The sequence below is a fragment of the Candidatus Eremiobacteraceae bacterium genome, assembly GCA_035710745.1.
In the GTDB taxonomy this organism is placed as follows: domain Bacteria; phylum Vulcanimicrobiota; class Vulcanimicrobiia; order Eremiobacterales; family Eremiobacteraceae; genus JANWLL01.
Genome location: DASTCX010000007.1, coordinates 1 through 24,702 on the forward strand (window position 1 = coordinate 1; position 24,702 = coordinate 24,702).

Below are 24,702 nucleotides of genomic sequence, written 5' to 3' on the forward strand. Positions count from 1 at the left end.
GCAGCGGCGGCGTGGCTGATCGACTACAACGAAGTCCGGCCGCATAGTTCGCTCGGTGACCGGACGCCCAAGGAGTTCGTGGATACTCTAGCGATCAACCCATCACAGGAACCAGCTGCCTGAAAAACCGCCTCAGGTCACGAACACAACGAGACCCGCGTGTGGGGTATCCCTTCGCTTGAAGATTACGCAAGGTGAGCCCAGTGAACCACGCCGCAGGCGATCATCTGCGCGTTGGACCCATCATGCTTGCAACGCGTTCTGGAATGCTTGCCCCCGGCATTTCTCACCAATGGTGGGATATGTTGTCCGAGGTTCGGGCCGACGATGCGTTGGCAACCTTTGAGACTATCCGTGTCCACAACTCGTCGAGCGCAAGCGTCGGTCTCCCGCCGCGTGTATTGCTCGGAGCGATTCTCAGCGCGTGGCACTTCGATCCGACAGTTGACCACCCTCGAGATCCAGAGTTCACGTGGGCTTCGGTTCTAGTCAACGACTTTCGTGATATCAACGATGATCTCGACACCGTAAGCGGCGTCGATGGTCAGCACTTTACAACGCTATTGGAGTGGCAGCCTCGTATTGATTCGAACATCACTGCACTCCTCGCATGGGTGAGACCGAGACAGCGGGGAGAGGTTGCACATCGCGACCCCGTCGCCGCTCCACAGCTTGGGGTAGCACTCGAAGCACATGGGTACAGTGGAGTGATTTTGTCTAGCCTTCATGAAAGCGACGAAGAGACGGAAGCCCTTTGCGCATTTGCTGACGGGTTGCGGCACGACGCAAGGCTAGTCCTGATGTTAGCTCGAGAGTCAGAACTGAACGTCTTGCCAGCACCATTTGATGCGCAGTTGCGGATCCGCGCATAGAGGGTTGACGCCACAAGAATGCCGGCACCAGGGGTAAGGGCTTGACCAACATTATTAGTGGCCTTTTGCAAAGGCTTGGCCTTGGAACGCATCAGCGCAAACAGCCTCAATTGTTTGAGCGGCAGTTCACTTCGGCAGCGCATCCTTTGCGCTCGACGCTGGAAGCGCGTTATGCTCTCATGCGCGATGCCATGGCGTCGGGGCAACGGGAGGCGATCTCCGATTTACTCACCCCTGCGTTTGTCAGCGTGGATGTCCGTGGCAAAGAATCAACCGGTGAGCAAATGATCGACTTGGTGCTGAGGCTAAACGTTGATCGCTCCAAACGTATCGCCAAGACCACTCTGGTTAGCATTGAGGAGGCCAGCGGGGTCGCAAGAGTGCTCCAGCACTACGACATGACCACGACGGCAAACGTCGGCCCCCTAATGCCCAAAAAACTCCAGGCGTTGTCAGCCGATACCTGGGTAAATTGCGATGGCACGTGGCTGTCAGCAAGAACTCAAACCCTGGAGGTCGAGTCGATATCGGGGAGTGGTGTTCATAAGTACGTAAAGGCGAGACTTGCTACAAAGCCGCCGACACGGTTTCCACTATTCGTAACAGCCCGAATGTGGGAGTACATCGAACCGATTGCGCGTGGGAATAGGTATGAGTATCCCCTCGACGCTTTCCTTACTCGCTCTGGCCTTGGCGAGATCGATGGCGGCGGCACGCAGATCGGTGGGCGGCCGCAGATCGAGTTCGTCGATGTTACGTTCTGGCTGAAAGACTCCGACGAGGCTCGTGCAGGCGTTACGGACCGACTCAGCAGCCTCGTTGCGCCGGTGGGATCCGAACTTCAATACTCGCGGGGAAAACAGCCGTTCACTATACCATTTGGCTCGACGGAGTGTGTAGCCATCTTCCTTGATGGCGTCTCTTTGCCGGCAGAAGTCTACCAGACTCAAGATGTGAACAAGTTCGTCGGACGGCTTAAGGACGCGCTCCACGCCCGCTCCCTCGGGGAGTTCCGATCGCACTGGCGCGGACCTCGAGAGACGGCTCTCTTCTTTTACGGTGCAGACGCTGGCGCGATGAAGGATGCAATGATGCCGGTGCTTGCTGCAGAGCCACTCTGCCAAAACGCGGAAGTCGTTGAACGTTTTGGCCGACATCCACGTGGAACGAGTCAGTTTAGGATGCCGCTGCACCAACCTTGATGACCGCGCCTAAGCCGAGACGTGGGAGGCTCGCACGGGACGGAGAGGTCAGGCTTGACACACGTCCACGCAGAAACTAGAATGCCTGATGTTAGGGTTCTCTGATGGAGGCGGCGTGGCGTCTCATCCCTGGAGGTCCCGTGGCTTTAAGGATTGCAAGCTAAGAGGGTCGTGGGTTCGAGTCCCCTCATCTCCACCACTGAAACAGTAGTACCCGGCCGTAGTCGTAGCATCAGATTTCCCGGACTATTCCGGTTGAAGTTGCGCTTGGAGCTGCGCAAAATCGCTCTGTAGCCGTTCTATCTCTTTCCGCGTTCGCGTTGCCTCGATGTGATCGTATGCGGCTGCGGCGTTTTGCGCCAGGTGATCGAGCATCGCGCATTCGTCGTCGTTGAGCAGCGCGCCGTCGGTGTGCCCGCCGTACAGCGCGATGCCGAACAGATCGCCGCGGGCCTTCAACGGAATAGCTACGAGCGGCGCAATCGGCGCTCCGCCGCTTTGAGCTTCGCGAAGAAGACCGCGTCGATTACGTTGTCCACGCGCTTGTGCAATGAGTTCGACGCAAAACCGATCAAGAGGACGGCGACGATCGCCGCATACGTCGTAACGTTCGACCCCTCGAAAAGCTTCGAAGCCGCCCATTCGACATCGATCTCGCGTTTGGCCATTTCAATCGACCGATTATTACGGACGATGAGGAGCAGGAAGCCGCCGCCGCGGCCGAGCGGCGGCGGGCAACGTCGTTTGGAGAATCCCGGCTAAGGCGCGACGAACTATTGGCGGGAAGGCTCGAACAACTCGATCGGATTCGCGTCGGGGTCTTCCAGTTGGATTTGTTTGCCGCCCGGACCCGTCTCCATCTGGTTGCGGAACAGGTAACCGGCTCTTCTCATTTCCTCGATATGATGAGGCAGATCTTCCACGTGAAGAATTATGCGGTTCCATCCGCCCGGTTCTTGCGTGCGGCCGTCCGGCATCTGCCGGGAGCCCGAGGCTCCTGGGCCGCTGAGTACGAGTTTAAGGCCGCCGATGGAAACCTGAGCGAACGCCGGCAACTGTTGGTGGTCCACCTTGAAGCCGAGTTTCTGGGAGTAAAAGGCGACGGAGCGTGCGACGTCCTTCACTTGATATCGAACGCCCCACAGTTCCAACACCAGGCCTTGTCCTGCTCCTGTCGGATCAGACGCCGTTTGTTTCATGACAAACCCCCTCGTCGTTCAGGTCGGTTACGAGAATTACCCAGACAACATACGTTATATGCCGAATGCGAGACTGGCGCCTAGGAATCGCCCGACGCCAAACCTGGTGTACTTTCGGCTCGTTTAGCGTACGTTTAGACTGGTGATTGCGCCATCGGGTGAGATAAGGCCACCGCGACCGACTGGTCGCCAGCGCTGTTTGCGACGTATCGTCGCCGCGCACCGCGAATCGCCTTGAGGTTTAGTAGGTCGACCTTAAGGTGCGTAATGCATCGTGAATGTCCCCTGATGCGGGGGCGTCTGCGTTATGCCGTAGCCGACGGCCCAAACGTCCTCGCTCGACGATGCCGCGATTCCGCTGTAAACTGCTTCCTGGAGGTCATCGGGGTTGGCGACGTTGCTCCATCCTGACCCGTCCCAATGGTAGGTTATGTTCTGGATATTGTTGTTGTTCGGTTGGACGACGCCCTGGCCGACCGCCCAGACGTCGTCCGGCGCGATCGCCTTGACGCCAACGAAGTAAGACGGCTGTGTCAAGTTAGCGACGTCGACTTGCATCCACGCCGTGCCGTTCCAGTGGTACATCAGAGCGAACTCGAATCCGCTGGCGGATTCGAAGCCCGCCGCCCACACATCATCGCTTCCCGTACCTGAAACGCTGCGGATGATGGTGTAGTCAGCCTGGTTGGGCGGGAACGAGACCTGTTGCCACGACGAACCGTTGAAGTGGAGGGCGAGGATCGAGTTCTGACCGATCGGTCCGAAGTCGCCGATGGCCCAGACGTCGTTCGACGCCGATGCGAAGATCGTGAACAGGTTGCCGCCGACGAGCTGCGATGTGTCGACCGCCTTCCAGAGGTGCCCGTCGAAATGCATGATGAGCGGTTCGAACGACTGTTGTGTGATCCACCGCTGCCCGACGACCCACACGTCGCTCGCCGACGGAGCTGCGATGCCGTCAATGTAGTCGGCGACATTCGGATTCGGCGTGGGGATCCGCATCCACGATTGGCCCATCCACCGTTCGACGATCGTCTTTCCGCACAAACAAGACGGGTTATCTGAAAAGCCGGCGGCGAACACATCGCTTTGCGCATCGGTCGCTATGGAGTTCAACTGCGCAGTCGGTTGGAAAACCTTCGGCGTCGAGACGACCGACCAGCGCATGCCGTCCCAGTGCTCCGCGAGCGTCGCGGTCGGGAAGTTCACCGACACCGATCGCGTGCCGACAGCCCAGGCGTTCGCCGACGACAGATCGGCCACAGCTAGAAATTGGTTTTTCGCCGGCTGCGGACCGCCGCTCGGGCTATTGACGATGCGCCACTTGAGCACCTGAGAGAATGCGGAGGCGGGCGGTGTGCCCGATGGCACGACGAGCGTCGCGAGACCGAAAACCATCGTCGCGAACATGAGTGAGCGATTGATGCGCATTCGCTAATCGTCTCACGCGAGGCTGAAAAATTTGCGAAAATCTTAGCCCTCGGAAGCAGCCAATGAGGTTCGGACGTGGGCCAGTTGCCCGAGTTCGCGCGCCTCTACGGTTGACGCCTTTACACGCAATTGCCGTCATTTTTGTGACGTTTTATAGAGCGTTCCCGGAACGTCGTCGAGACTTCGCCCTCGGCCCTCTAGATATTGTTGCGATCCTCGCGCGGCTGCAGCCGCAAAACTTGGATCTCACAATCTCGGAAATCGTTTCTCGCGATTTCGAAATGTCTCGACAATGAGGGTACGGCGCCTCTCCGCCACTAGATCATCGGAACATTTGGGGAAGTAAGCCCGTTAGACCGGGTTCGCCTTTTCTGTTGGCTAGGCTAGCTTAGCGCACTATCAGACGTCGGCGATGCTTTGTGGCCGCGGGCCGCGGCGGTATTCCATCATGTACGCCGCTGCCTTCGCGACGTCCGCGCCGTAGTATCGCTCGACGACTCGCAATGCGAGGTCGATGCCTGACGTCTCGCCGCCCGACGACGAGACGTTCGGCTCTTCCACATATTTCGATCCGCGCAACAGCGTGACCCGAGGAAACGACTGCGCGAAGATATCGTACGCGAGATGGTGTGTCGTCGCTCGCAGCCCGTCGAAAAGACCTGCCTGAGCGACGATGAACGCGCCCGTACATACCGACATCGTCACGTCTGCGTGAGCACCTGCGCGCTTGACGTAAGCGACGGTTTGAGGTGACGTCAGTTGGTTCGGTACGACGATGACGTGCGGTTGCGGCGCGTCGTCGAATGAATATTGGGCTTGGAGCTGCAGCCCGTCGACATCGATCGCGTCGGTATTCGCCGAGATCATGTACGACCGGAAGAGCGGCGACGTCATGCGATCGGCGCCCATCGTCGCGGCCCGAAATGCTGCGTAGGGCCCGAATGCGTCGATCGCGACGAGCTGAGGCCCGACGACGATGCCCACCCGCACCGGACCGCTCGCCGGCGGCTTCAGCGGCCTCCCGCGTTCCGGAGCCGGGGTTCCTGTCGGCTTCGAACCGCTCGTCGCTGCTTGGAGCAGCAATGAAGAAGCGGCGATGCCGCCGGCGAAAGCGGCCACGCGGAAAATCGCGTTCTTTCTGTTCATATCGTGAGTCTAGCCGACACTCTCGTCGGCGTTCTTGAACGTTATTGGCGGCCTTCGGCGTCCGACGCTGACGTCGTCCCAGATGCGTCTCGAGCCCTTCGCAAAGGTCAGCGATTCTTCGGCGGTATTGTGCGTCGGAGAGGGTTAGATAGCGTTCGAAGTTTCGGAATCGTGACCATCTGGAGGCGCTGCCCCTGCTCACCGAACGGTTTTGCGACTATGCGGTAGTCAAACGTGAGCGACGAGTGACCGCCCATGTTTTCGCGGACGGCAAAACCCTGGGCAGTCTTTTGCGCGGCGTACAGCCCACGGCTGTCGCCCTCGGGCGTGATGAACACGAGATAGCTGGCGTTGCGATCAACGACGTTGCGAAACGCTGGGTCAAGCTGAACGTAAGCGTAGCCATTCTGTAGAGAAGCTTCGCCGAAGTCGTCGATGCTCGGCAGACTCTGGGTGGGTACATAGCTGACGACGGCGTGCCCAGGTCGCGTCGGTGACGGAGCGGCACAGCCCTGTAGGCACTGTCCATTTTTTAGGTACTGGCCTGCGATATTGACGTTTCCAGTGCTGCCGGTGAAGCAGTAGTTGGCAGCTATACCGACTTCTATGCAGCCGGCTGTGAACATTGTGCCATCATCGCCCACGCTGAACGCACCGAGCTGCGTGCAAGGATTATGGACGTTACCGGAACAGGCGTCAATGAGGTCGGCACCGGCAGGGGCTATCAGACTCAGTGCAGGCACTATACCAGCTCCGCCGATAACGTTCGCCCCGGCCCAGTTGCTCGAAAAGGCGGCTACGCCGAAACCATTGACCGAGTAGCCCAAGACTCCCGAGTTGAGATGCCCACCATCTGAAGAATTGTCTTGGGCGAGAACGCCGGCGTACCCAGTGCCGGTCGCCGTGCTGTTGTTCAGCGTCAACCCTCCAACGCCGTAGAAGTTCGTCGACGTCGCATAGATCGCGTCACTGTTGGTGGACGTCGCGATCAGCCCAGACCCACCTGTGGATGAGGCAACGATGGCGTTGCCAGACGTCGAACTTGCGGACACACCTGTGCCGCGCACGGAGAGACCGCTGATCCCGCTATCAAAGGTCCCCGACGTGCTCGAATCTTTGCCCGAGATACCGCTCGTTCCGTTCGACGCGGAGGTGCTGTTGAATTGGGTGACGCCGACGAGACCGGTTCCTTTCAGGCTCGTCCCCTGGGCGCCGGCGCCGGTTCCGCTATTCGTGTATTGGACGCATGCAGTCGTCTTGTTACACGAGTTGATGCCGATGAATCGCAAGACCGGGCCGACTTGATCGCTGACAGCCGGCACGAATGCAAGCGTGACGATCCAGACAGCTGCAAACAGTGAGGCCGCGATGACTGCGGGTTTACGCCCGACACGAGACAACAACATGACGGCTTTCCTTTCAGAATTCATTCGGGTCGCACTGCAACGTATTGCGCTCACGCGCCGCACCCGCCGTGCGCGCGCGAAAGAGCGATGCATGAAGATCGAGCGCGTCTTCCACGAACCAAGACTTTCGCGTTATCGCGTCGGTCGCCCGACAGAAGAGCACGCCATCCGGCTTCCGAAAGAAGTGGATGATGATGAGTTCGGCGCGGTCCGTGATGTCGATCGGTAGAACCCCCCGCGATTGGACGATCCGCGAAAACATTCTATCCGCCAAGCGTAATCGAATCGTAAATCGACGTTGCTCGCCTCGGCACATCACAAGAATTGAAGCGACCACCCCAGGGGTGGCCGCTCCCAGCGATATGCACCGTTATCGCGCTCGCACAGCTCGCCCACCGACTCCGATCAGTGGTGCGGCAGCACGGGTGGCTTGGACGGCTTGATGCGAGCCGGGTGAAGCATCGGCGCCTTCGGGCCCACCATGCCGTTGACTATCGTCATGTGCTGGTTCGCCCGCCCGAGCGCGGGCGCATAGATGTGGTAGTCGAAGGCGATCGAGCTGTGGCCGCCTTGGACTTCCCGCACCACGAAGCCACTCGTACCCTTGCTCGCGACGTACAACCCGCGTGTATCGCCGTCCGGCGTCAGCATCACTCGGTATGCGCGGCTGAGGTCGATCGTCTGAGCGAACGTCGGATCGAGCGATACCGTCGCGACGCCGTCGACAAGCTGTGCAGTGCCGTTGTCCTCGATCATCGGCGAGGTTGATGCGGGCGCATACGCCGTTGCGGCACCGCCGCCGCGCACGCGCGCGAAGTTACCATAGGCGCCATGTATGTAGAGGTTTCCCGTAGCATCGATGTAGGCCACGAGGTTGCTGCTCTCATCGTAGGCCGCGAACGGATAGCTGTTCGAGCGGGCGGCCACGCCGATGTACGACCCGGTGATGTCCATGCCTACTCCGTTGTTGTTTTCTCCCCAGTACGTCGGGCTTCCGTACGTGAATGCGACGACTCCGTAACCGCTGCCGCCGGTCGAATCAAGATAGGCGGCGGTGCCGCCACCGTTTGGGCGAGCGTAGTAAGAAGCGCCGTTCGGCCCACCATACGCGTCGATTGCGTTGCCGATCGAATTAGTGGCGGAAATGGCCGACGCCGAGCTACTGCCGGTGCTGGTACTCAGACCGTAGCCCGACGTGCTGCTTCCGGCAAGCCCTATGCCGCTGCCGGTGCTTTGACCCCAAGCGCCGATTCCGCTGCTGCTAGTGCCGACGACGGCGTAGCCACCACCGGAAGTGCCCTCGACGCCAAAACCGGTGCCCGATGAGTCAACGCCCACTACGCCCTCGACTCCGGATCCGTAGACCCCACGTCCGCTGCTGCTGTCGCCTTCCACACCCGTCGATGATGTCGACATGCCGAGCACGCCTTGCGCCAAAGCCGACGTACCTCTGACGCCGACACCCTTGTTGTTCGTACCGAGAACGCCGGTCGTGCCGTTGTTGGCCGCGGTACCCTTTACGCCGGTGCCTTTCGCAGCATCGCCTTCGACGCCGGTACCGGCGAGGAGGTTCTTATATTGCTCGCACGGACCGCCCGATACGCTGCACGTGACGAGGGCGAACGGGCCGACTTGCATTGTCATCGTTCCGTTCGCGGCGATCGCGGGCTTCAGCGCGAGCGCTCCCGCGAGTGCGCCGGCCGTCACGGTAAGCGCTGCCGCCGCAACTGCCGGCCGAGAAATAAGACTATGCATAACCAAACCCTCCCTCAAAAAAAGATCCGCCCGTCGTCCACCGCGACAAGTGGATCGTCAAATGATTTCGGTGCGCTCGGTGTTAGGAATCGGTGGAGCCTCCGCGTTGGACGATCCGCGAGGCCAGCTTATCCGATGAGCGTAATCGATTCGTAAATCGGCGTCAGGGAGTGTCGATCGCCTGTTTCAAGTCCTCGCCTGGGGAGAACTCGACGGCAGCAGCGCGCCGCTTGGCACGGTAATGGTCGGACCGCGCCTGCGCCTTGTTCCACACGGCCTCGCAGCCGACGGCCGCGGCCGAAGCCGCCAGGTGCTCGAAGGCGCGGTCGGCGTCGAGCGGCGTGGACAGTGCGTTCTTCTCGACGGCGTCGAGTGCCTGACCCAGTAACTCAGCAGCATCGGGTCGGCGAAGCGCAGCCGCGACGCGAGCGCGTGAGAGCTCCGGACAATGACTCCAGCCGAACAGCGTCTGCGCCGCCTGAACTTCTATCAGGCGCGAGGTGAGGCTCGCAGCCTCATCAATATCTCCCGGGGCCCCGCGCCCGAGCAAGCCGTCGATGAGGACGTTCGCAATCGCGTTCCAACGAACTGGCGAAGCCGACGATCGAGCCGCTTGCTCTGAGGCCCGAGCGTTTTCGACGAGCGCATCCCAATCTCGCACTGCGCTTGCCAGTATTGCGCGCATGTAGCGGACCCACATTTCGAAATGCCACACAGGATAGGCGGCGACGCCCCCAGCGTCGTGTTGCGCCTCGCCCGACGCGATGTACCGGGTCAAAGCGTCGAGCTCGCCTTTCGCCTCCGCGAAACGCTCGAGAGCATACCACAGAAGTGACCGAGTATATGTGAACATCATCTCCGCGGGACGCCCGGCGCGACTGGCGGTTGACCTTTCGAGCGCCGCTGTCTCGGCAGCATCCCGGAACCGCCACCACGTGATCTGTGCTCTCAAAAGTACGTCGATTGCGCCGCTTGCGACATTCCAATCGGCGGCGTTCACACCGGCCTCGTAGGCTCTGCGGGCCGTCGCAATCGCTTCGTGTTGGCGACCTTGGAAGCGATACGCGTTCGATGCGAGACGCAGCGCGCGACCGACCATAGCATGATCTCCGAGACGATGCGCGATCTCGGCGGCCTCGTTCGCATCGGCGGCCTGTTCGCCTGGTCGAAATCCGGTGGCGTACGCCCAGCTTCGCGTCAGGAGCGAGTCCGCGTGGAGCCGATCATCACCCGATAAACGCGTATGCCGGAGAGCGTCCGTTGCAGCCGCGATGCCAGCAGCGACGTCGCCGAGTTGCACATTGGCGTTGGCGAGAAGTCTATGATGGCTGCCGACAAGCCGAAAGCGCTGAGGACCGACGCTGACTTTCTCGAGTTGCGCCAAGCCCTTGCGGGCGCGCTCCGCGGCTTCATGCCACGCAGAGAGCGACGATGCGTCCCATGACGCTTCCTCAAATGCGACCGCGGCCTCTAAGTGATCGTGGGCGGCAGCGAGATGTCGTGCCCGCCGCAGGGCGCGATCGCTTACCGTACTCTCCGCAAGGCGCGCCGCGAATATACGGTGCAGACGCACGCGACGGCCCGCGTTGAGCAACGTCGCGCCAACCTCGCGAAAGACGTCGTGACAGAACTCGAACTGTGGACCGACGGATGGCTGCCGGATCACGCCCAGGTCGAGCAAGTCGTCGAAAGCATCGAGAGTCCGCGTCTCCCCGATGCCGAGCACGGCTGCGACGTCGTCGGCGGTCGCCTCCGGTTCGAGCGCCAACGCGCATGCGACGCTCGTCGCGTCTTCGCCGCGCGAACGCACGCGCGTCTCGACCTGGCGTCTGAGCGATTCTGGCAGGTCGAGCCGGTGATCGAGGGGTTTCGTAAGCCGCCATCCGCGAACTTCTGGGCGGATCGCGCCGGAATGGGCGAGCGAATCGAAGATACCGACGATGAAGAGCGGGTGACCCTGCGTGCGGTCATAGAGCGGGCCCGCCAAGGCGTCGGCTCCCTCTTGCATCACCTGTCGGATCAGCAAATCTACTTCTGGGCGATCGAGCGGCAATACGTCGACCTCGTCGAACGGGATGCCGCTCAGCGCTGAGCGCACCGTGTGAATCCCCTCGGGCCGAAGCGTGGCGATCACGCCGTGGCCGACACGTGTCAGCTCGCGGGCGATCGTCGCGAACATAGCGAGGCCCTCGGCTCGCAGCGCATGTACGTCATCCACCATCAACGCAATCGGACCTCGAACTGCGGCGCAGACAGCAGATGCACAGGATACTGCAGCCTCGGTCGCGCCCGCCACCACCAACCGGTTGAAATCGTCGTCCGACACCTGCGAGTAGAGGCGCGGCCAGGGGCCATAAGCGCCGGCATCGTTCTCGACACAGCGCACCGTAAACATAGCGACGTGGCGTGCCGCCGCAAACGCGCGCCCTTGGCTTAATATCGAAGACTTGCCGATACCGGCGTCGCCGACGAATAGCAGCACGCCGCCCGTCTCCTTCGCTGCCCGTGCGAAAGCGCTATCGATCGCTTCGAGCTCCGGCTCTCTTCCGACAAATCGAATCGTCGGCGTCGTTTCCGCAGGTCGAGCCGGTGCCTCGATCGCCCCATATCGTGCTTCGAACGCGAAGGATGGTCGCGCGCCCACATCGGCAAGAGCGGCGCGGCAGCGCGCTATGACCGACACCGCCGCGACATATCTTTCAGCCGCGAGCTCGGCGTCGATGAGTGCGGCGTACGCCGGCTCGTGGTATGGGTTACGCTCTATCATCCGCTGAGCGACGGCGACGTCGGGCGAGCGCTCGAGGCTTCTGACCAGCAGCGACTCGTATATCACTGCGAGCCGCTCCCGTTCGCTGACAGCCCACTCTTCGGAGACGCCTTCTAAGAAATCACCGTTGTACAAACCCAGCGCGGTCTGAGGGTCACCGCACTCGTCGGCGGCAGCGTTGACGAACTCTTCGGCATCGACCCAAAGAGGGGCGCGCCAGCGGACGATAAGCCTCGTCGCATGGATGAAGTCGTCCGGGTCGATGCCGTTCTTACGAAAACTACGGCGGATCGCCCACAGCGTGGTCTTGAAATTATCGTGAGCTCGCTGCGGCTCTGCTTCGGGCCAGAAGATTTCGGTCAGACGTTCACGACTGACGTCGCCTCGACGGTTTAAGGCGAGAAACGCCATGATCGCACGAGCCTTTTGGATCGTCGGCATGCCGAGCATGACGCCATCGATCTCGAGAGCCAAAGCGCCGAGCGTTGTGAGCCGGCCGGTGGCCATAGCCGATTATTTGGCGGGAACGCGAGCTCTCTCTTGCCCGACGACGAGGTCGATTGCACGGGACTGGTCGCCAGCGGCCTAAGCGCCTTGCGGCGTTCCGGAGCGAAGTTCTTGTCGGCTTCGAACCGCTATTGGCAGCGCGCTTTCCTTTCATATCATGAGCGTAGCCAAGAGGCACCTCAGCCTCTTGAACGTTATTGGCGACCTTACGCGCTCGCGCGGGTGTGCCGCGCAGGCTCGTGGTACTCATGAAAAGCCATGTCGATTTGGAAGCCTGGGACATTCGCTGGAGAAACGCGATCCCTTCGGATCGCCGGCGCGCTCTTGTCGGAGGTGCGGCACGCGCGCGGCTCGAGTGTCGCTCCCCATTCGCACGAAGCGCCGTACCTCAGTCTACTCCTCGAAGGATCGTATACCGAAGGCGCCGCGGACTTCTCTGTGCGCTACGAACCGTATACCGTCGTGTTCCACGATGCGCTTACGGAGCACTGGGATGCGATCGAAGAGAGCGGCTGCCGGATGTTTTTCGTCGAGCTTTTGGCGTCATGGACGACCGTGATCGCCGCCGCTCAAAAGCGTGCGCACCTCTTCGAGATGGACGGCAGCGCGCCGGTGTGGTTGGTCCTGCGGCTGCATCGAGAGTTTCTCGCCGGCGATGCGGCATCGCCCTTGACGATCGAGTCGGTATTGTTCGAATTGTGCGCGTACCTGTCGCACCCGATACCTGACGCGTCTCGCGAACCGGCGTGGATAGCGGAAACCGAAGCGGTGCTGCGCGCGGACATCGCGACACGCGTCGACCTTCGTTCGCTCGCGGCGCAGGTGAACGTCGACCCGTCGCATCTGTGCAAGACGTTCCGCCGCTTTCGGCGACGCACGATCGGCGACTACGTGATGGGGTTGCGCGTGCGCTTCGTCTGCCGGCAGCTCGTCGAGACGAGCGAGCCGCTCAGCGCGATCACCGCGCGGGCTGGTTTTACGGATCAGAGCCATATGACCCGGTTCTTCAAACGCTTCACGGGGATATCGCCAGCGGCGTACCGTCGCCAACAAGTCCGCGAGCCGATCGAGACTTGATCGCTGCTATCGGCATTTTGGTCGCGGCGCTGGCTGTCGGACCGCCGGGGAACGACTGCGACGCACGGCATCTGTTGGCGCAGATGCGTCAGGCGAGCGGCGGCGACCGCTGGAACGGCGTCGCCGAAATAGTCGCTGATGGCACCGTCGACGATGCCGGCTCGAGCGGCTCGTTCCACGAGGCGCGTGACCCGAAGACCGGCCGAAGCGCGTTTTCCGAATCGCTCGACGTCGGGCAAGTCACCTATATCTATGACGGCAAGACGAAATGGGAAGTCGACCAAGGAGGAGGCGTCACCGCGCTGGATGCGCCAGATTCTGCGGCGCGAGCGCTGACGACTGCATACATCGATAGCGTGAACTTTTGGACGCACCCGGCGCAAACGAGGTGCCTGCGTCCACGATCGGAGGACGCGAAGGCCTTCGATGTGATCCGAGTCGCGCCGCCCGGTGGCAGCGCCGCCGATCTGTGGGTGGATCGCTCGACGTACCTGATCGATCGCAAGGTCGAGCAGTGGCCGACGACGACGTTGACCGAACGGTACGCCGACTACCGTCGCAGTGACGGCGTGATGCTGCCGTATCGCGTGACTCGCCAATACGGCGATCAGAGCGGAGCGCCCGTCGAAGCGGTCGAGCGGATCCGAACGTATCGACCGCTGACGACCGTACGCGAAACGGACTTCGCGCGCCCGCCCGATCCGCCGCCAGGACGGATATCCGGCGCGCAAGCGTCAGTGCCGATCTCAGTAGACCACGGCGTAACGGTCTTCGACGCAAGGATAGACGGCCGAGGTCCATTCGCCTTTACGCTTGACCCGGGCGCGCAGGGCGCGTTGACGACGGTGGCGTCGACGCCGCTCGATCTCGCGATCGGGAAGATGAATCGCGTGATGACGATTCAGATAGGTGCGGCATCGATCGATGATATCGACCTGCCGGTCTACTCGGGCGCCGCAACCGATCTCTTTCCTAAGCGCTCGCCCGGACTTTCACCGATAGCCGGCACGCTCGGACCGGAAATCCTCGATCGGTTCGCCGTCCGACTGGACTATACGTCGAACGTGATGACCCTCGCGCCGTCTGGGAGTCTTGGCTGCGCAGGGACCGCTGTGGCCGAACGATTCGTGCTGCAAGAAGACGATGATATACCGCTCGTCCACGCAATGGTCGACGGCCATGATGGGCTCTTCCAATTCGACTTGCGCGCGCCGGCATCGCTCATGTTGTTCAAACCATTCCTGGACCGAACCGGTGTGTCGGGTTCGAACGTCGTGCGATCGCTGTCGATCGGCGGCACGACGCTGCACGGGGTGCCGACCCGCTTTCTCGCCAGCACAGCGGGAAAGTTCTCCTCGCGAACCGAGGCGGGAGTTCTAGGCTCCGCGCTGCTCTCGCGTTTCGTGACGACGATCGATTACCGTCATCGGTCGATTTGCTTCGAACGTGCGGCTAAGACTGCATCTTATCCGTGATATTGCAGGGTAATGGTCGTCGCTGCGTTAGCGGTCGGTTCTACCGACGTAAGTCGAACGCCGATGTCGCCGCCGCTCACGGCGTTGATCGTGACCGCCTGCGAGAAGTGTCCGTATGAATCCGCCATCACATCCGCGTTGTACGACCCGGTGCTGACCGTGAAGTAGCCGCCCATATTCGTCGTACTGACGGCCGCGATGTGCACGCGCGAATTGGGCTGCGTCGTACCCGAGACAGTGAACGATCCGCCGACAGTCGCTCCATTCGTCGGCGATACGTTCGTGATGTAATTCTGCACGCCGCTCGTACCCGACGTGAAGCTCCAAGAGCGGTCGAACGGGTTGCCGTTAGCATCCTTGCCCGTCACATGAACCGTGTGCGTGGTCGGTGCGAGATCGTATGGCGGCGAGAATTGGAAGGCGGTCGCGGAGACGTACGTCGTGCTCGAGACGTCTCGACCGTCGAGCGAGATCCTCACCGAATTGGGATCGACCGGGCTGCTGAAGGTGCCCGAGACCGAAGGTCTCCTAGCCGACACGACGCTGCTATCGGCAGGATGCATATTCGTGATGCTGACGCTATAGTTAGGCGCGGACGTCGGCTGCGGACCGCCGGCCATCGCGATGGTGACGGTCGACGTGTTGTTGTTCCAGTCGACGTTTGCGCCCAACGCCTGCGACACGAAGCGCAGCGGCACGAGCGTGCGCGCCCCTACCAGGAACGGCGCGACATCGAGCATTTCTTGGCTGCCGTTCACGATCGCCACGTTCGAGCCGATCCTGAGGCTGATGTTGCTGCCATTGCCCGTCGCATTGATCACGCCGTTGTCGTACACGACACTTGCGCCAAGCCGTTCAAATACACCGCGAAGGGGGACGAAAACGCGGCCCGATCGTTCGATCGGCGGCTGATCGAAGCCCACCTGCTGGCCGTTGACGACGATGGTGATATCCTGCGCGCGCGCCGGCGACGGCGCTATTGAAGTTGAGGCGATTGCGACGAGGCCTGCGGCAAGCGCGCAGCCGATTTTTTGCGTGATGCTCATGTCCCATTATTCCCGGCACAACGCCGCCGCAATCACGTGAGACCCGCATATCGGGAAGAATGCCGCTATCGAATCAGGAGGGAGGACCCGACGCTGTCGCCTTCTACCTGCCCAGCGATGAGTCGTTCGCGAGCTGAAGCGTGACCTGTGCGACGGCTTTAGAGACGAGCCCGAGCACGAACGGGTCGTTGTTCGACAGATTGTCGCACCACTTGAACGGCATGTCGACGCATCCGCCGGTGAATCCCGGAATTTGACCCTCGTAATCGCCGAGGAATCCGCCCCATGTCCGCACTTCTACCGGACGTTTGCAGCAATCTTGCATTGTGAGAATCCCGGTGTTCGGCACTCCGACCAGACTGAACGAGTTCGAGTCGGTGCCGTCGTTGCCGAAGAACACGGTGCGCGCGACGATGCCGATAGAGCTGAAGTAGTCCTTTATCGCATCCTTGCCGGCGCGCGATTCCGGCACGACGTTCGGCGGGAAGCGATCCACGTTGCCCGCCTTCGCCGGGTCGGCGATCTGGATATCGTAGTTCGGAGTCGCCGTGACGTCGACATCGAAGTCGAACACGATCCGCCGCAATTCCGACGGAGTCAGATTCCTCGTATAGTAACGGGAGCCGAGCAGGCCGATCTCTTCGCCACCGAACCAGATGTAGCGCAGCCGGTTTTTCGTCGGCGTGTTCGCCAACGCTAGCGCGGTTTCGAGAATCGACGTGGAGCCCGAAGCATTGTCGAGCATGCCGGCGCCGTAGATCGAATCGAGGTGTGCGTCGACCACGAACACGTGATGAGAATCGCCGTACGGCGAATCCGCGATGACGTTGTAATCGACGCCGCTGCTCTCGCCCATGCGCACGTCGATGTGGACCAGCGGCGCGTTACCCGACCGATAGCGTTGGAGCAGCGCTTCGCCAACCACACTCGAGGCGAAGCCGACGACTGGGATGCCGGCCGGATCGTCAATGCGGGTTTCGAACGGGCCGCCTTCCGTGACATACAGAATCGCCGCACCAGCGCCGGCATGTTGCGCATTCGTAACCTGAGCGTCGACCGAACACGCGCCGCGCGCGAGCAGTGCGATGTGCCCGCGTGTGAATCCGGCGAAATCGGCTGGGGAACAGCCATCAAGAGAACCGCGCGGCGCCTGTACCGGCGCGGTCAACGAGCCGCTGCCCGATCGTCGCGCGACGAACCAGTCGCGTGCATACGCGTACGCGCCGCTCGGCGTACCGAACACCGGCGTGCCCATCACTTGACTCGCGCGATACGTGTATGGCTCAATCGTGACGTGATAGCCCGCGCCCCGCATGAGACGCGCGACGTGATCGACCGACGCTTCGTAACCGGGCGTCCCCGTGTCTCGGTTGCCATGCCCCTGCGCGTCGGGATTGGCATCGGCGATTCTCTGGAATTCTCTGAGGTGTTGCCACAGCGATGATTGTTGGATGCAGGCATCGAGTTTCGTCGTTGTGTCGTTCCTGTGCGTATCGCAGCCGGCGTCGGTCGTGCGGCTCTGGATGGGCTCTGACACGGTCGGAACGGCCGAGGTCAGGTGCGCGCAGCCGCAAAGAACGGCGGCGATCAACGCCGTGAAGGCGGCGAGAGTTGGTCTCGAAGCGGTGCGGTGCACGTCATGAGGCTTCCAGGGCCGGAGAATTCATCCATTTCCTGGCCGCGTTGCGACCCTGACTTCATATCGAATACCGTGGCGGACAGTGCCTCAATGGCTAGTCTGGCCGAGCGCGTCCAAGGCGGCTTTTGCGCGGCTCAACGAAGGATCGATCGTCAACGCCTTGCGATATTCCACTGCGGCTTCGGTGACATCGCCTGAGGTCTGCAGCGCGCGCCCGAGCCCGAAATGCGCCTGCGCGCTTTCGGGATGGTCCGCGACGTTTTGCTTCAAAAGTGCTACCGCCGTTTCGGTGTGACCCATCTTGAGGCACTGGTAGCCGATGAAGTCTACAGCGTCGCCCATCTTCGCGTCATGCTCGACAAGCGGAAAGAACTGGTGGTATGTCGTGAGCACCGCGCCGGCATCTTCGCGCTCGTCGTAGATCCGCTCGAGCATCGTCTGCAAAGGCGTGAGCGACCACTGCGGTGGAGAGAAAAAAGACAGGTCGAGCTTCGGATTGATCACCACCGAATTGATGCCGCCGTCGTCGAGCACGCGTCCGGTCGCCGAATCGACTTCGCTATCCCGATGGTACATCATGATGCCGCCCTCAGGCCGGTAGTCATCGTAGACGTCATACGTCTTCAGTCGAGCGCCAAAGGCGTGCATCGGCACGACCTGCCAGCGCCCATCGATCATGAACGTGTCACGGTCGACCAGCAGATCTTCCTTGAAGCCGTCGACGAGCGTGACGTGCACGGTGTATACGGGATGCCCCTCAAAGGTCGCGTCATCGCCGAGCGTCAGCGTCGTAAGATGAAGCGTGGGCTCGACGAGCGGATCGTCGAACATCGCCGAGTTCCGAGTCGCGCGGGCGGCGTCGCGGACGGTGCGAACGACGACGCCAGGATCTGGATAATACTCCCAGGCGCTTCCGTCGTAGCCCTCATGGATCTGATCGAGGCGGTGGACGACCGGATCGCCGATGACGCGATAGAACGGTCGCATCTGCGCCGTGTACGTATCGATACGGAAATCACCCTCGTGGTACCAACCGCGTTTGACAAAGGAGTGAACCGCATGTATTCTCACGATGCCGCCGAGCGCGGCGACGTGGCGCGCCACGATGCCGGAGATCGTCATCGGAGGCGATGAAGGCGACGCGACCGCGAATAGCAGCGCGCAGATCGTGGCGACGAGCATCCTGAAGGCCCTCTCGGACGGCAGCTCTTGTTACTACTATAGAATTAGTAGTGCGGCCGACTTTCTCCTCCGGAGGCGAGAATTTCACAAAACCGTAAGGAGACGGCATGAAGCGGTTTTCCACCGAGACCGATCGGGTCGAGGCCTTCAGCGATGGCGTGTTCGCCGTCATCATCACCATCATGGTGCTCGAGATCCATCCGCCGCACGGCGGCGAGCTTCGCGATTTCTTGCCGGCCGTGCCCACGATCGCCATCTACGCGCTGAGCTTCGTCTTCATCGGCATCTATTGGAACAATCACCATCACATGCTGCGCGCGAGCAAGGGCGTCGACGGGCGCGCGATGTGGGCGAACCTGCATCTGCTCTTCTGGCTGTCACTCGTGCCGTTCTCGACGAATTGGCTCGGGCAGAACCCGACCGCCGTCGGTCCGACCGTGCTCTACGGCGTGAACCTGCTGCTCGACGCGATCGCATACACGATCCTGCAGCGCTCGCTACTCGCCGTGAACGGCCGCGATGCCCCATTCGCGAAGGCGGTGGCGGTCGACGTGAAAGGCACCGTTTCGATCGTCTTATACGTGCTCGCGATCAGCGCGGCGTTCTTCGTGCCGGCTGTCGCCGACGCGCTGTTCGTCACGATCGCCATCATGTGGCTCGTGCCCGATAGGCGCTTCGAACCGCTTATCGACACGAGCGACCGGCCTTAGTACTCCGGCTAGGCGGATCGCGTCGACGGCGCGCGACCGAAGCGTTGGCGCCCGCGTTCTCTCGCTTTCGCCGCCTCGATCTCGCGATCGCGCGGCGGCGCGTTCGTCACCAGCGATGCGAGCAATTCGCGGGCTGCATCTGTCACGTGTTCGACCGCGTGTTCGAAGGCCGCCTCGTTCGCTTTCGACGGATGCGCGAAGCCGCTCAGCTTTCGCACGAATTGGATCGAGGCCGCCCGGATCTCGTCGTTCGTCGCCGGCGGCGCGAAATTGTGAAGCGTCTTGATGTTCCTGCACATGCCGTAAGACTTGTCCGGATCGAACCGAAGATTCCTCGGTGCCCTTACCATATGGCGGACAGAGGCGGGCGCTTGACCGCTATCCAACCCGAAAGCCCCGCGGCCCCAACAAAGGAGCACGCCATGATGCGACTTGCTCGATTCAGTCTGGGCGGAACCGCCTTCGTCCTCGCAGTCACCCTTTCGTCGCTGCAGCTATGCGCGGCGCGCATCGTCTACACGCAGACGAATCAAACCATCAGCGGCGACGACGCGTCGCTTGCGATCGACCTCAATCACGACGGCGTGACGGACGTGACGATCCAGTTGGCCTTGTCGACGATAGGATGTTGCGCTGGAACCTAGGTGCGTTGATCTGGCAAGGATCGCCGTACGCGCCGCCTCGGCTGCCCGTTTAGCCATGACTACGGTTATTGGGGCAATTCAGGGCCGCACTACCTCGGCATCGCGTTCGTCAAGAATGGCCACGTGCACTACGCTTGGGCGCTGCTCCAGGTATCGTTCGTCAACTCCCAGCGGGTGCACTCGATCATGGCGACGTTGACCGGCTATGCGTATCAGACGATCGCCGGCAAACCACTCCCGGCCGGCCAGACCTAAACCGACGCTCTTCTGAACGCACCCTCCATAACTGCAGCGGAACTCCGCAATAGCGCAGGATTTTAGGCCGTCGCGCCATAGGGTCCGCGCATGAAGAATTTGACTGCCGTCATCCTTTTTTGTATCGCCGTGTCCGCGCCGTTAGGCGCGAGCGCCACAGGCTCGACCTCGACCTCGCAAGCGCTCATGAGCAAGCTCCATTGGCGCAACATCGGCCCGTACATCGGCGGCCGTGTCGTCGCCGTCGCGGGCGTGCCGAGCGATCCCGACCTGTTCTACATGGGCGGCGTCCAAGGCGGCATCTGGAAGAGCACCAACTACGGGCTCAGCTGGGATAATATCTCGGACGGTAAGATACCCGGCGTCGCCGACAGCATCGGCGCGATCGCCGTCGCGTCTTCCAACCCGAAGATCATCTACGCCGGCAGCGGCGAGAGCGACATCCGCGGCGACTTCGACACGGGCGTCGGCATCTACAAGTCGACCGATGCCGGCAAGACTTGGCATTACGCCGGCTTGCGCGAGACGCACATGACGAGCTCGATCGTCATCGACCCGCGCAACCCGGATGTCGTGTACGCGACCTCGATGGGCCACGTCTTCGCGCCGAACCCCGATCGGGGCGTGTTCAAGACGACCGACGGCGGCAAGACGTGGACGAAGGTCCTCTACGTCGACGACAAGACGGGCGCGAACGACGTCGTCATGGATCCGCAGCATCCGGACACGCTCTACGCGTCGTTGTGGCAGGCACAGCGACAGCCGTGGCATCTCGAGAGCGGCGGCCCCGGGAGCGGCGTCTACAAGACGACCGACGCGGGCGCGCACTGGACGAAGATCTCAAGCGATCCAGGATTCGCGACCGGCGTACTCGGCAAAATGGGCCTCGCGGTCGCGGCGAGCGATCCGAAGGTCGTCTACGCGATCGTGCAAGCGACCGACGGCGGCGTTTTCCGCTCGAGCGACGGCGGCGCGACGTGGCACCGCGTCAACAGCGAGTGGAAGCTCCGTCAGCGAGCCTTCTACTATATGGCGATCTACGTCGACCCGACGAACGCGAACACGGTGTACGCACCGGAAGTCGACAGCGTCTGGAAATCGACGAACGGGGGCAATGTCTGGAAGCCGCTCATGCCGCCGGGCGACCACCACATCATCTGGATCAACCCGCGCAACACGAACATCATGCTCGAAGGCGACGACGGCGGCGCGACCGTCTCCGTCGACGGCGGCAAGACGTGGAGCAGCGAGAACAACCAGCCGACAGGGCAATTCTATCACATCGCACTTGATAGCCAATTCCCGTACCACGTCTACGGCGCGCAACAGGACGAAGGCGCGTTCGAAGGACCCAGCGCGTCGAACGAAGGCCTGACGCTCGGCGTTTGGCACACGGTCGCGCTTGGCGAGAGCACGTACATCGCCGTCGATCCCCGAAACCCGAACGTCACGTACGGCGCGGGCTACTACAGCGCGTTCGCACGGCTCGACACGTCGACCGGCGAGCAGAAGAACGTCAGCCCGTGGCCGCGCTACATGGCCGGCGCGGCGGCTGCGGAGACCAAGTACCGATTCGGCTGGACGCACCCGGTCATGTTCTCGCCGGTGAAGCCGGACGAACTGTTCGAGACGGCGCAGGTCGTCTTCAAGAGCGACGATTTCGGACAGACGTGGACGATCGTCAGCCCCGATCTGACGCGCGACGACAAGACGAGCGAGGCGCCGAGCGGCGGCCAGATCTATTACGATCAGACCGGCGCCGAGACGTTCCCCGACATCGCGTCGTTCGCGATCTCCCCGCTCAGCGCGAACGTCATGTGGGCCGGTTCGGCGGATGGGCTAGTGCACGTGACGAGCGACGGCGGCGCCGATTGGAAACTCGTCACGCCGCCCGACCTCCCGCAGTGGGCGCAGATCAGCAGCATCGAGCCGTCGCACACGGACCAAGGCACGGCATTCGTCACGGCTTCGCGATTCATGTGGGACGACTTCCATCCGTACATCTATAAGACGACCGACTACGGCGCGACGTGGACGGCGATGACGAGCGGCATCCCATCGGACCAATACGTCTTCGTCATCCGGCAAGATCCGCGCGAACCGCGCGTGATGTTCGCGGGAACGCGAAGCACGGTCTACGTCAGCCTCGACGGCGGATCTCAGTGGCAGCCGATCGCGCTCGATCTGCCTGGCGTCCAGGTCCGCGATCTGGCGATCGATGCGCGTCAGGGCGAGGTCGCCGCCGCGACGCACGGCCGCGCGTTTTGGGTCTTAGACGACCTCGCGCTCGTCGAGCAGCTCGCGCGCGGATCGAGCATGATGCCTTCGGCCCCGCTGCTCTTCGCGCCCGAAACCGCGTGGCTCTCGCACGCGTACGGCCAGCCGGGTTTCCCGATCCCGAATCTTGGAGACAGCCCGGACTACGGCGCGAGCGTGTACTTCGAAATCCCGAAGGGCTACGACGGCAAGACGCCGGTGAAGCTGACGTTCCTCGACGCCGGCGGTAAGACGGTCCGATCTTTCGATCTCCATTTGAAGGAGAAAAAGCCGAAGGAGCTATCGTTCGCGGAGCGCGCGCTGCTCGATCAACCGGCGCAGACCGCCTACGACCTGCACAAGCTCACCGCGATCAGCCCCGGCATGAACAAGTTCCAATGGGATCTTCGCTATCCGTCGGCGACGGAAGTGACCGGTCTGCACAACGCGACGGCTGACGACTTCAGCTCAGGAATGATCGGCCCGACGATCGTCCCCGGCACGTATACCGCGGTCCTCGACTACGGTGGAAAGTCGATGCGAAAGACGTTCCACGTCGCGCTCGACCCGAGGCTGCATCCCGCGGCGGGCGATCTACAAGCCCGGCTGACGTTCGCGATGCGGATCAGCAACTACCTCGACGCGCTCGACAAGTCGGTTAACGCCGCGCTCGCCGCACGCGACCGCATGCCGGCCGCGCAGCGCGCGCAGGTCGACGCCGTCTTGGACGATTTGGTGCAGTTCAACATCAGGTCGAGCGAGGGCGATCTGCTCGACGAGTCACGGCTCCACGAACAGCTCGCGTTCCTGATGAACTCGCTCGACAACGCGTACCAGGCACCGACGAAAGCGGAGTACGCCGCATTCGACGACTTGAAGGCCTTGAGCGACGCCGATCTTGCGAAGCTCCAGGCGGCGATGAAATCGCCCTAACGGAGGCGGTCGGGATCGACGGCGACGCCGAACGTGCCGCCGCCTGAGTTCCCAGACACGACGCCGATGAGCGTACCGCCCGGGTAGAGGTACTCCTCCGCCTGGTTGTTGAGCCCGTCGGCGATGAACCAGTGGTGCTCGAACTCGTTGACCGCCAAACCTGTCGGCGCACCCATGACCGGGAACGACTTCGGGTGCGTCCGCGGCAGCTCGAAGGTGTCCGCGAGCCCCGCGCCGGCTTCGTCGAGGCGAAGATCGCCGCCCGAGTCGAACGCCAGACCACTCGGACCAGTGAGCGATGCGCCGATGACTTCCGTCATGCTTCCACACGCACCGGCCGGGCATGAGACGGACCACAAGCTCCCGATGTCCGTCTGACCCTCGAGCTTGTCGAAGAAGACCGTGCCGTCACCACGCACCGCGAGAAATTGGCCGACCCCGCCGACCGGCATCGCGAAGTTGCCGACGAATGTGCCGCCGTTCGGACCGGCGATCCACGTCGACAGCGAGCCGTCCTCGTGGAGATCTTCGCGCACGAGGTTCGATGCGACGACGGTTCCGTCGGCGGTGAGGACGACGTCGACCGGATCTTGGCCTGACGGATCAGTGTACGTGTCGTACGGCGCGGTCTGACCGCGATGGAACACGATGATGTCGTGACCGAAGTCGTTCGCGACGTACAGGTCGTGCGTCGCAGAGTCGACCGACATCCCCCACGGCGCCTTCACATGCGACGTCAGCACGCCGCACGGCGCTTGCCCGTTGAAATTGCCGGCGTAGATGTTGATCGTGTTGTTGTTGTAGTCGGAGACGTATTTCAGGCCCCCGTGCGCCGGACAGCTGTAGAAGCTCGTTTGCGTGCGCATCTGCGACACGGGGTGGATCGGCGAGAGCACCGACGGCGCTATGGCCGTCGATCCGCTCGAGCTCGAGCAACCATTGAGCAACGCCATTGCGCCGAGCAACGCGAATGTCGCCGCGGTCCGAATGCCTGTCATCGTCCGACTCCTCAAAGCGCGTAGGTATGTGCGCGCTTGTTACTCCAGCGTGAAACGGCAGCCTGTCGTTGGCACGCGGTTGTCAGGCAAGTATGGGTTTTTCTCCGCCTGACCGACTGTGGACGGCGGATATCGGACGGACATATGATATGAAGCGGCTCTAACTTAGGTGAGCAGCCAGGCGGTGCATCCCAAGGGCCGG

The 24,702-nt window shown here is 61.9% G+C and carries 21 protein-coding genes; 9 read left to right on the plus strand and 12 right to left on the minus strand.

What is annotated here, in order from left to right; translation table 11 throughout:
• The first annotated feature begins 203 nt into the window (after positions 1-203).
• Together VFO25_03280 and VFO25_03285 are read left to right on the plus strand one after the other, a co-directional pair.
• Complete coding sequence (locus tag VFO25_03280) at positions 204-872, plus strand: hypothetical protein (GenBank protein HET9341927.1); 669 nt, start codon at positions 204-206, stop codon at positions 870-872.
• A gap of 179 nt (positions 873-1,051) precedes the next feature.
• Positions 1,052-2,074, plus strand: a complete 1,023-nt coding sequence (locus VFO25_03285; GenBank protein ID HET9341928.1) for a hypothetical protein — start codon at positions 1,052-1,054, stop codon at positions 2,072-2,074.
• A gap of 246 nt (positions 2,075-2,320) precedes the next feature.
• Here the strand turns inward: VFO25_03285 and VFO25_03290 are convergent, their stop codons facing one another.
• The 5 genes from VFO25_03290 to VFO25_03310 form a co-directional block, all read right to left on the minus strand.
• A complete protein-coding gene (locus VFO25_03290) occupies positions 2,321-2,716 on the minus strand; it encodes a hypothetical protein (GenBank protein HET9341929.1) in 396 nt (131 codons plus the stop codon).
• A 131-nt stretch (positions 2,717-2,847) separates the two neighbouring features.
• Positions 2,848-3,273, minus strand: a complete 426-nt coding sequence (locus tag VFO25_03295) for a VOC family protein (protein HET9341930.1) — start codon at positions 3,271-3,273, stop codon at positions 2,848-2,850.
• 255 nt (positions 3,274-3,528) lie between these two features.
• Positions 3,529-4,704 (minus strand): hypothetical protein, encoded by a 1,176-nt coding sequence (locus tag VFO25_03300; GenBank protein ID HET9341931.1) that lies wholly within the window; start codon positions 4,702-4,704, stop codon positions 3,529-3,531.
• Between the two features lie 399 nt (positions 4,705-5,103).
• A complete protein-coding gene (locus VFO25_03305) occupies positions 5,104-5,850 on the minus strand; it encodes a DJ-1/PfpI family protein (GenBank protein ID HET9341932.1) in 747 nt (248 codons plus the stop codon).
• A 107-nt stretch (positions 5,851-5,957) separates the two neighbouring features.
• Positions 5,958-7,256: a hypothetical protein gene (locus VFO25_03310; GenBank protein ID HET9341933.1), complete on the minus strand. Its 1,299-nt coding sequence runs from the start codon at positions 7,254-7,256 to the stop codon at positions 5,958-5,960.
• On the opposite strand from VFO25_03310, the gene VFO25_03315 reads away from it, so the two are divergent.
• Complete coding sequence (locus VFO25_03315; protein ID HET9341934.1) at positions 7,255-7,485, plus strand: hypothetical protein; 231 nt, start codon at positions 7,255-7,257, stop codon at positions 7,483-7,485. The two genes, VFO25_03310 and VFO25_03315, sit on opposite strands and share 2 nt — an antisense overlap.
• 176 nt (positions 7,486-7,661) lie before the next feature.
• On the opposite strand, the gene VFO25_03320 is transcribed toward VFO25_03315, so the two are convergent.
• Positions 7,662-9,011 (minus strand): hypothetical protein, encoded by a 1,350-nt coding sequence (locus tag VFO25_03320; protein HET9341935.1) that lies wholly within the window; start codon positions 9,009-9,011, stop codon positions 7,662-7,664.
• A gap of 163 nt (positions 9,012-9,174) precedes the next feature.
• Positions 9,175-12,285, minus strand: a complete 3,111-nt coding sequence (locus tag VFO25_03325; GenBank protein ID HET9341936.1) for an AAA family ATPase — start codon at positions 12,283-12,285, stop codon at positions 9,175-9,177.
• Positions 12,286-12,618: 333 nt separating this feature from the next.
• Between VFO25_03325 and VFO25_03330 the strand changes: the two genes are divergently transcribed.
• Positions 12,619-13,362: an AraC family transcriptional regulator gene (locus VFO25_03330; GenBank protein HET9341937.1), complete on the plus strand. Its 744-nt coding sequence runs from the start codon at positions 12,619-12,621 to the stop codon at positions 13,360-13,362.
• Positions 13,359-14,837: a hypothetical protein gene (locus VFO25_03335; GenBank protein HET9341938.1), complete on the plus strand. Its 1,479-nt coding sequence runs from the start codon at positions 13,359-13,361 to the stop codon at positions 14,835-14,837. Before VFO25_03330 ends, VFO25_03335 begins: the two co-directional genes overlap by 4 nt.
• On the opposite strand, the gene VFO25_03340 is transcribed toward VFO25_03335, so the two are convergent.
• The 3 genes from VFO25_03340 to VFO25_03350 all read right to left on the minus strand — a co-directional run bounded on the left by VFO25_03340 (position 14,828) and on the right by VFO25_03350 (position 18,704).
• On the minus strand, positions 14,828-15,883 hold the full coding sequence (locus VFO25_03340; GenBank protein ID HET9341939.1) for a stalk domain-containing protein: 1,056 nt from the start codon (positions 15,881-15,883) through the stop codon (positions 14,828-14,830). The two genes, VFO25_03335 and VFO25_03340, sit on opposite strands and share 10 nt — an antisense overlap.
• Positions 15,884-15,986: 103 nt before the next feature.
• Entirely contained in the window at positions 15,987-17,519 is a 1,533-nt protein-coding gene (locus tag VFO25_03345) for a M28 family metallopeptidase (GenBank protein ID HET9341940.1), read from the minus strand.
• Positions 17,520-17,609: 90 nt separating this feature from the next.
• Positions 17,610-18,704, minus strand: coding sequence for a tetratricopeptide repeat protein (locus tag VFO25_03350; protein HET9341941.1), 1,095 nt, complete (start codon positions 18,702-18,704; stop codon positions 17,610-17,612).
• Between the two features lie 107 nt (positions 18,705-18,811).
• On the opposite strand from VFO25_03350, the gene VFO25_03355 reads away from it, so the two are divergent.
• Positions 18,812-19,414: a TMEM175 family protein gene (locus VFO25_03355; protein ID HET9341942.1), complete on the plus strand. Its 603-nt coding sequence runs from the start codon at positions 18,812-18,814 to the stop codon at positions 19,412-19,414.
• Positions 19,415-19,422: 8 nt separating this feature from the next.
• Here the strand turns inward: VFO25_03355 and VFO25_03360 are convergent, their stop codons facing one another.
• A complete protein-coding gene (locus VFO25_03360) occupies positions 19,423-19,713 on the minus strand; it encodes a DUF2277 domain-containing protein (protein ID HET9341943.1) in 291 nt (96 codons plus the stop codon).
• A 123-nt stretch (positions 19,714-19,836) separates the two neighbouring features.
• On the opposite strand from VFO25_03360, the gene VFO25_03365 reads away from it, so the two are divergent.
• The 3 genes from VFO25_03365 to VFO25_03375 all read left to right on the plus strand — a co-directional run bounded on the left by VFO25_03365 (position 19,837) and on the right by VFO25_03375 (position 23,502).
• Positions 19,837-20,058, plus strand: coding sequence for a hypothetical protein (locus VFO25_03365; protein ID HET9341944.1), 222 nt, complete (start codon positions 19,837-19,839; stop codon positions 20,056-20,058).
• A gap of 123 nt (positions 20,059-20,181) precedes the next feature.
• Entirely contained in the window at positions 20,182-20,313 is a 132-nt protein-coding gene (locus VFO25_03370; GenBank protein ID HET9341945.1) for a hypothetical protein, read from the plus strand.
• Positions 20,314-20,403: 90 nt separating this feature from the next.
• Positions 20,404-23,502 carry a hypothetical protein gene (locus VFO25_03375; protein ID HET9341946.1) on the plus strand — a complete coding sequence of 1,033 codons (3,099 nt, stop codon included), beginning with the start codon at positions 20,404-20,406 and terminating at the stop codon, positions 23,500-23,502.
• Here the strand turns inward: VFO25_03375 and VFO25_03380 are convergent.
• Positions 23,499-24,500: a hypothetical protein gene (locus VFO25_03380; GenBank protein HET9341947.1), complete on the minus strand. Its 1,002-nt coding sequence runs from the start codon at positions 24,498-24,500 to the stop codon at positions 23,499-23,501. The genes VFO25_03375 and VFO25_03380 overlap by 4 nt on opposite strands.
• Positions 24,501-24,702 lie beyond the last annotated feature (202 nt).

Bases quoted from the DNA above. Each gene is read 5' to 3' on its own strand.
- VFO25_03365 (HET9341944.1), top strand. From the start codon at position 19,837: ATGATGCGACTTGCTCGATTCAGTCTGGGCGGAACCGCCTTCGTCCTC.
- VFO25_03290 (HET9341929.1), bottom strand. From the start codon at position 2,716: ATGGGCGGCTTCGAAGCTTTTCGAGGGGTCGAACGTTACGACGTATGC.
- VFO25_03300 (HET9341931.1), bottom strand. From the start codon at position 4,704: ATGCGCATCAATCGCTCACTCATGTTCGCGACGATGGTTTTCGGTCTC.
- VFO25_03350 (HET9341941.1), bottom strand. From the start codon at position 18,704: ATGCTCGTCGCCACGATCTGCGCGCTGCTATTCGCGGTCGCGTCGCCT.
- VFO25_03305 (HET9341932.1), bottom strand. From the start codon at position 5,850: ATGAACAGAAAGAACGCGATTTTCCGCGTGGCCGCTTTCGCCGGCGGC.
- VFO25_03355 (HET9341942.1), top strand. From the start codon at position 18,812: ATGAAGCGGTTTTCCACCGAGACCGATCGGGTCGAGGCCTTCAGCGAT.
- VFO25_03315 (HET9341934.1), top strand. From the start codon at position 7,255: ATGACGGCTTTCCTTTCAGAATTCATTCGGGTCGCACTGCAACGTATT.
- VFO25_03380 (HET9341947.1), bottom strand. From the start codon at position 24,500: ATGACAGGCATTCGGACCGCGGCGACATTCGCGTTGCTCGGCGCAATG.
- VFO25_03325 (HET9341936.1), bottom strand. From the start codon at position 12,285: ATGGCCACCGGCCGGCTCACAACGCTCGGCGCTTTGGCTCTCGAGATC.
- VFO25_03320 (HET9341935.1), bottom strand. From the start codon at position 9,011: ATGCATAGTCTTATTTCTCGGCCGGCAGTTGCGGCGGCAGCGCTTACC.
- VFO25_03360 (HET9341943.1), bottom strand. From the start codon at position 19,713: ATGTGCAGGAACATCAAGACGCTTCACAATTTCGCGCCGCCGGCGACG.
- VFO25_03285 (HET9341928.1), top strand. From the start codon at position 1,052: ATGCGCGATGCCATGGCGTCGGGGCAACGGGAGGCGATCTCCGATTTA.
- VFO25_03310 (HET9341933.1), bottom strand. From the start codon at position 7,256: ATGTTGTTGTCTCGTGTCGGGCGTAAACCCGCAGTCATCGCGGCCTCA.
- VFO25_03340 (HET9341939.1), bottom strand. From the start codon at position 15,883: ATGAGCATCACGCAAAAAATCGGCTGCGCGCTTGCCGCAGGCCTCGTC.
- VFO25_03375 (HET9341946.1), top strand. From the start codon at position 20,404: ATGAAGAATTTGACTGCCGTCATCCTTTTTTGTATCGCCGTGTCCGCG.
- VFO25_03295 (HET9341930.1), bottom strand. From the start codon at position 3,273: ATGAAACAAACGGCGTCTGATCCGACAGGAGCAGGACAAGGCCTGGTG.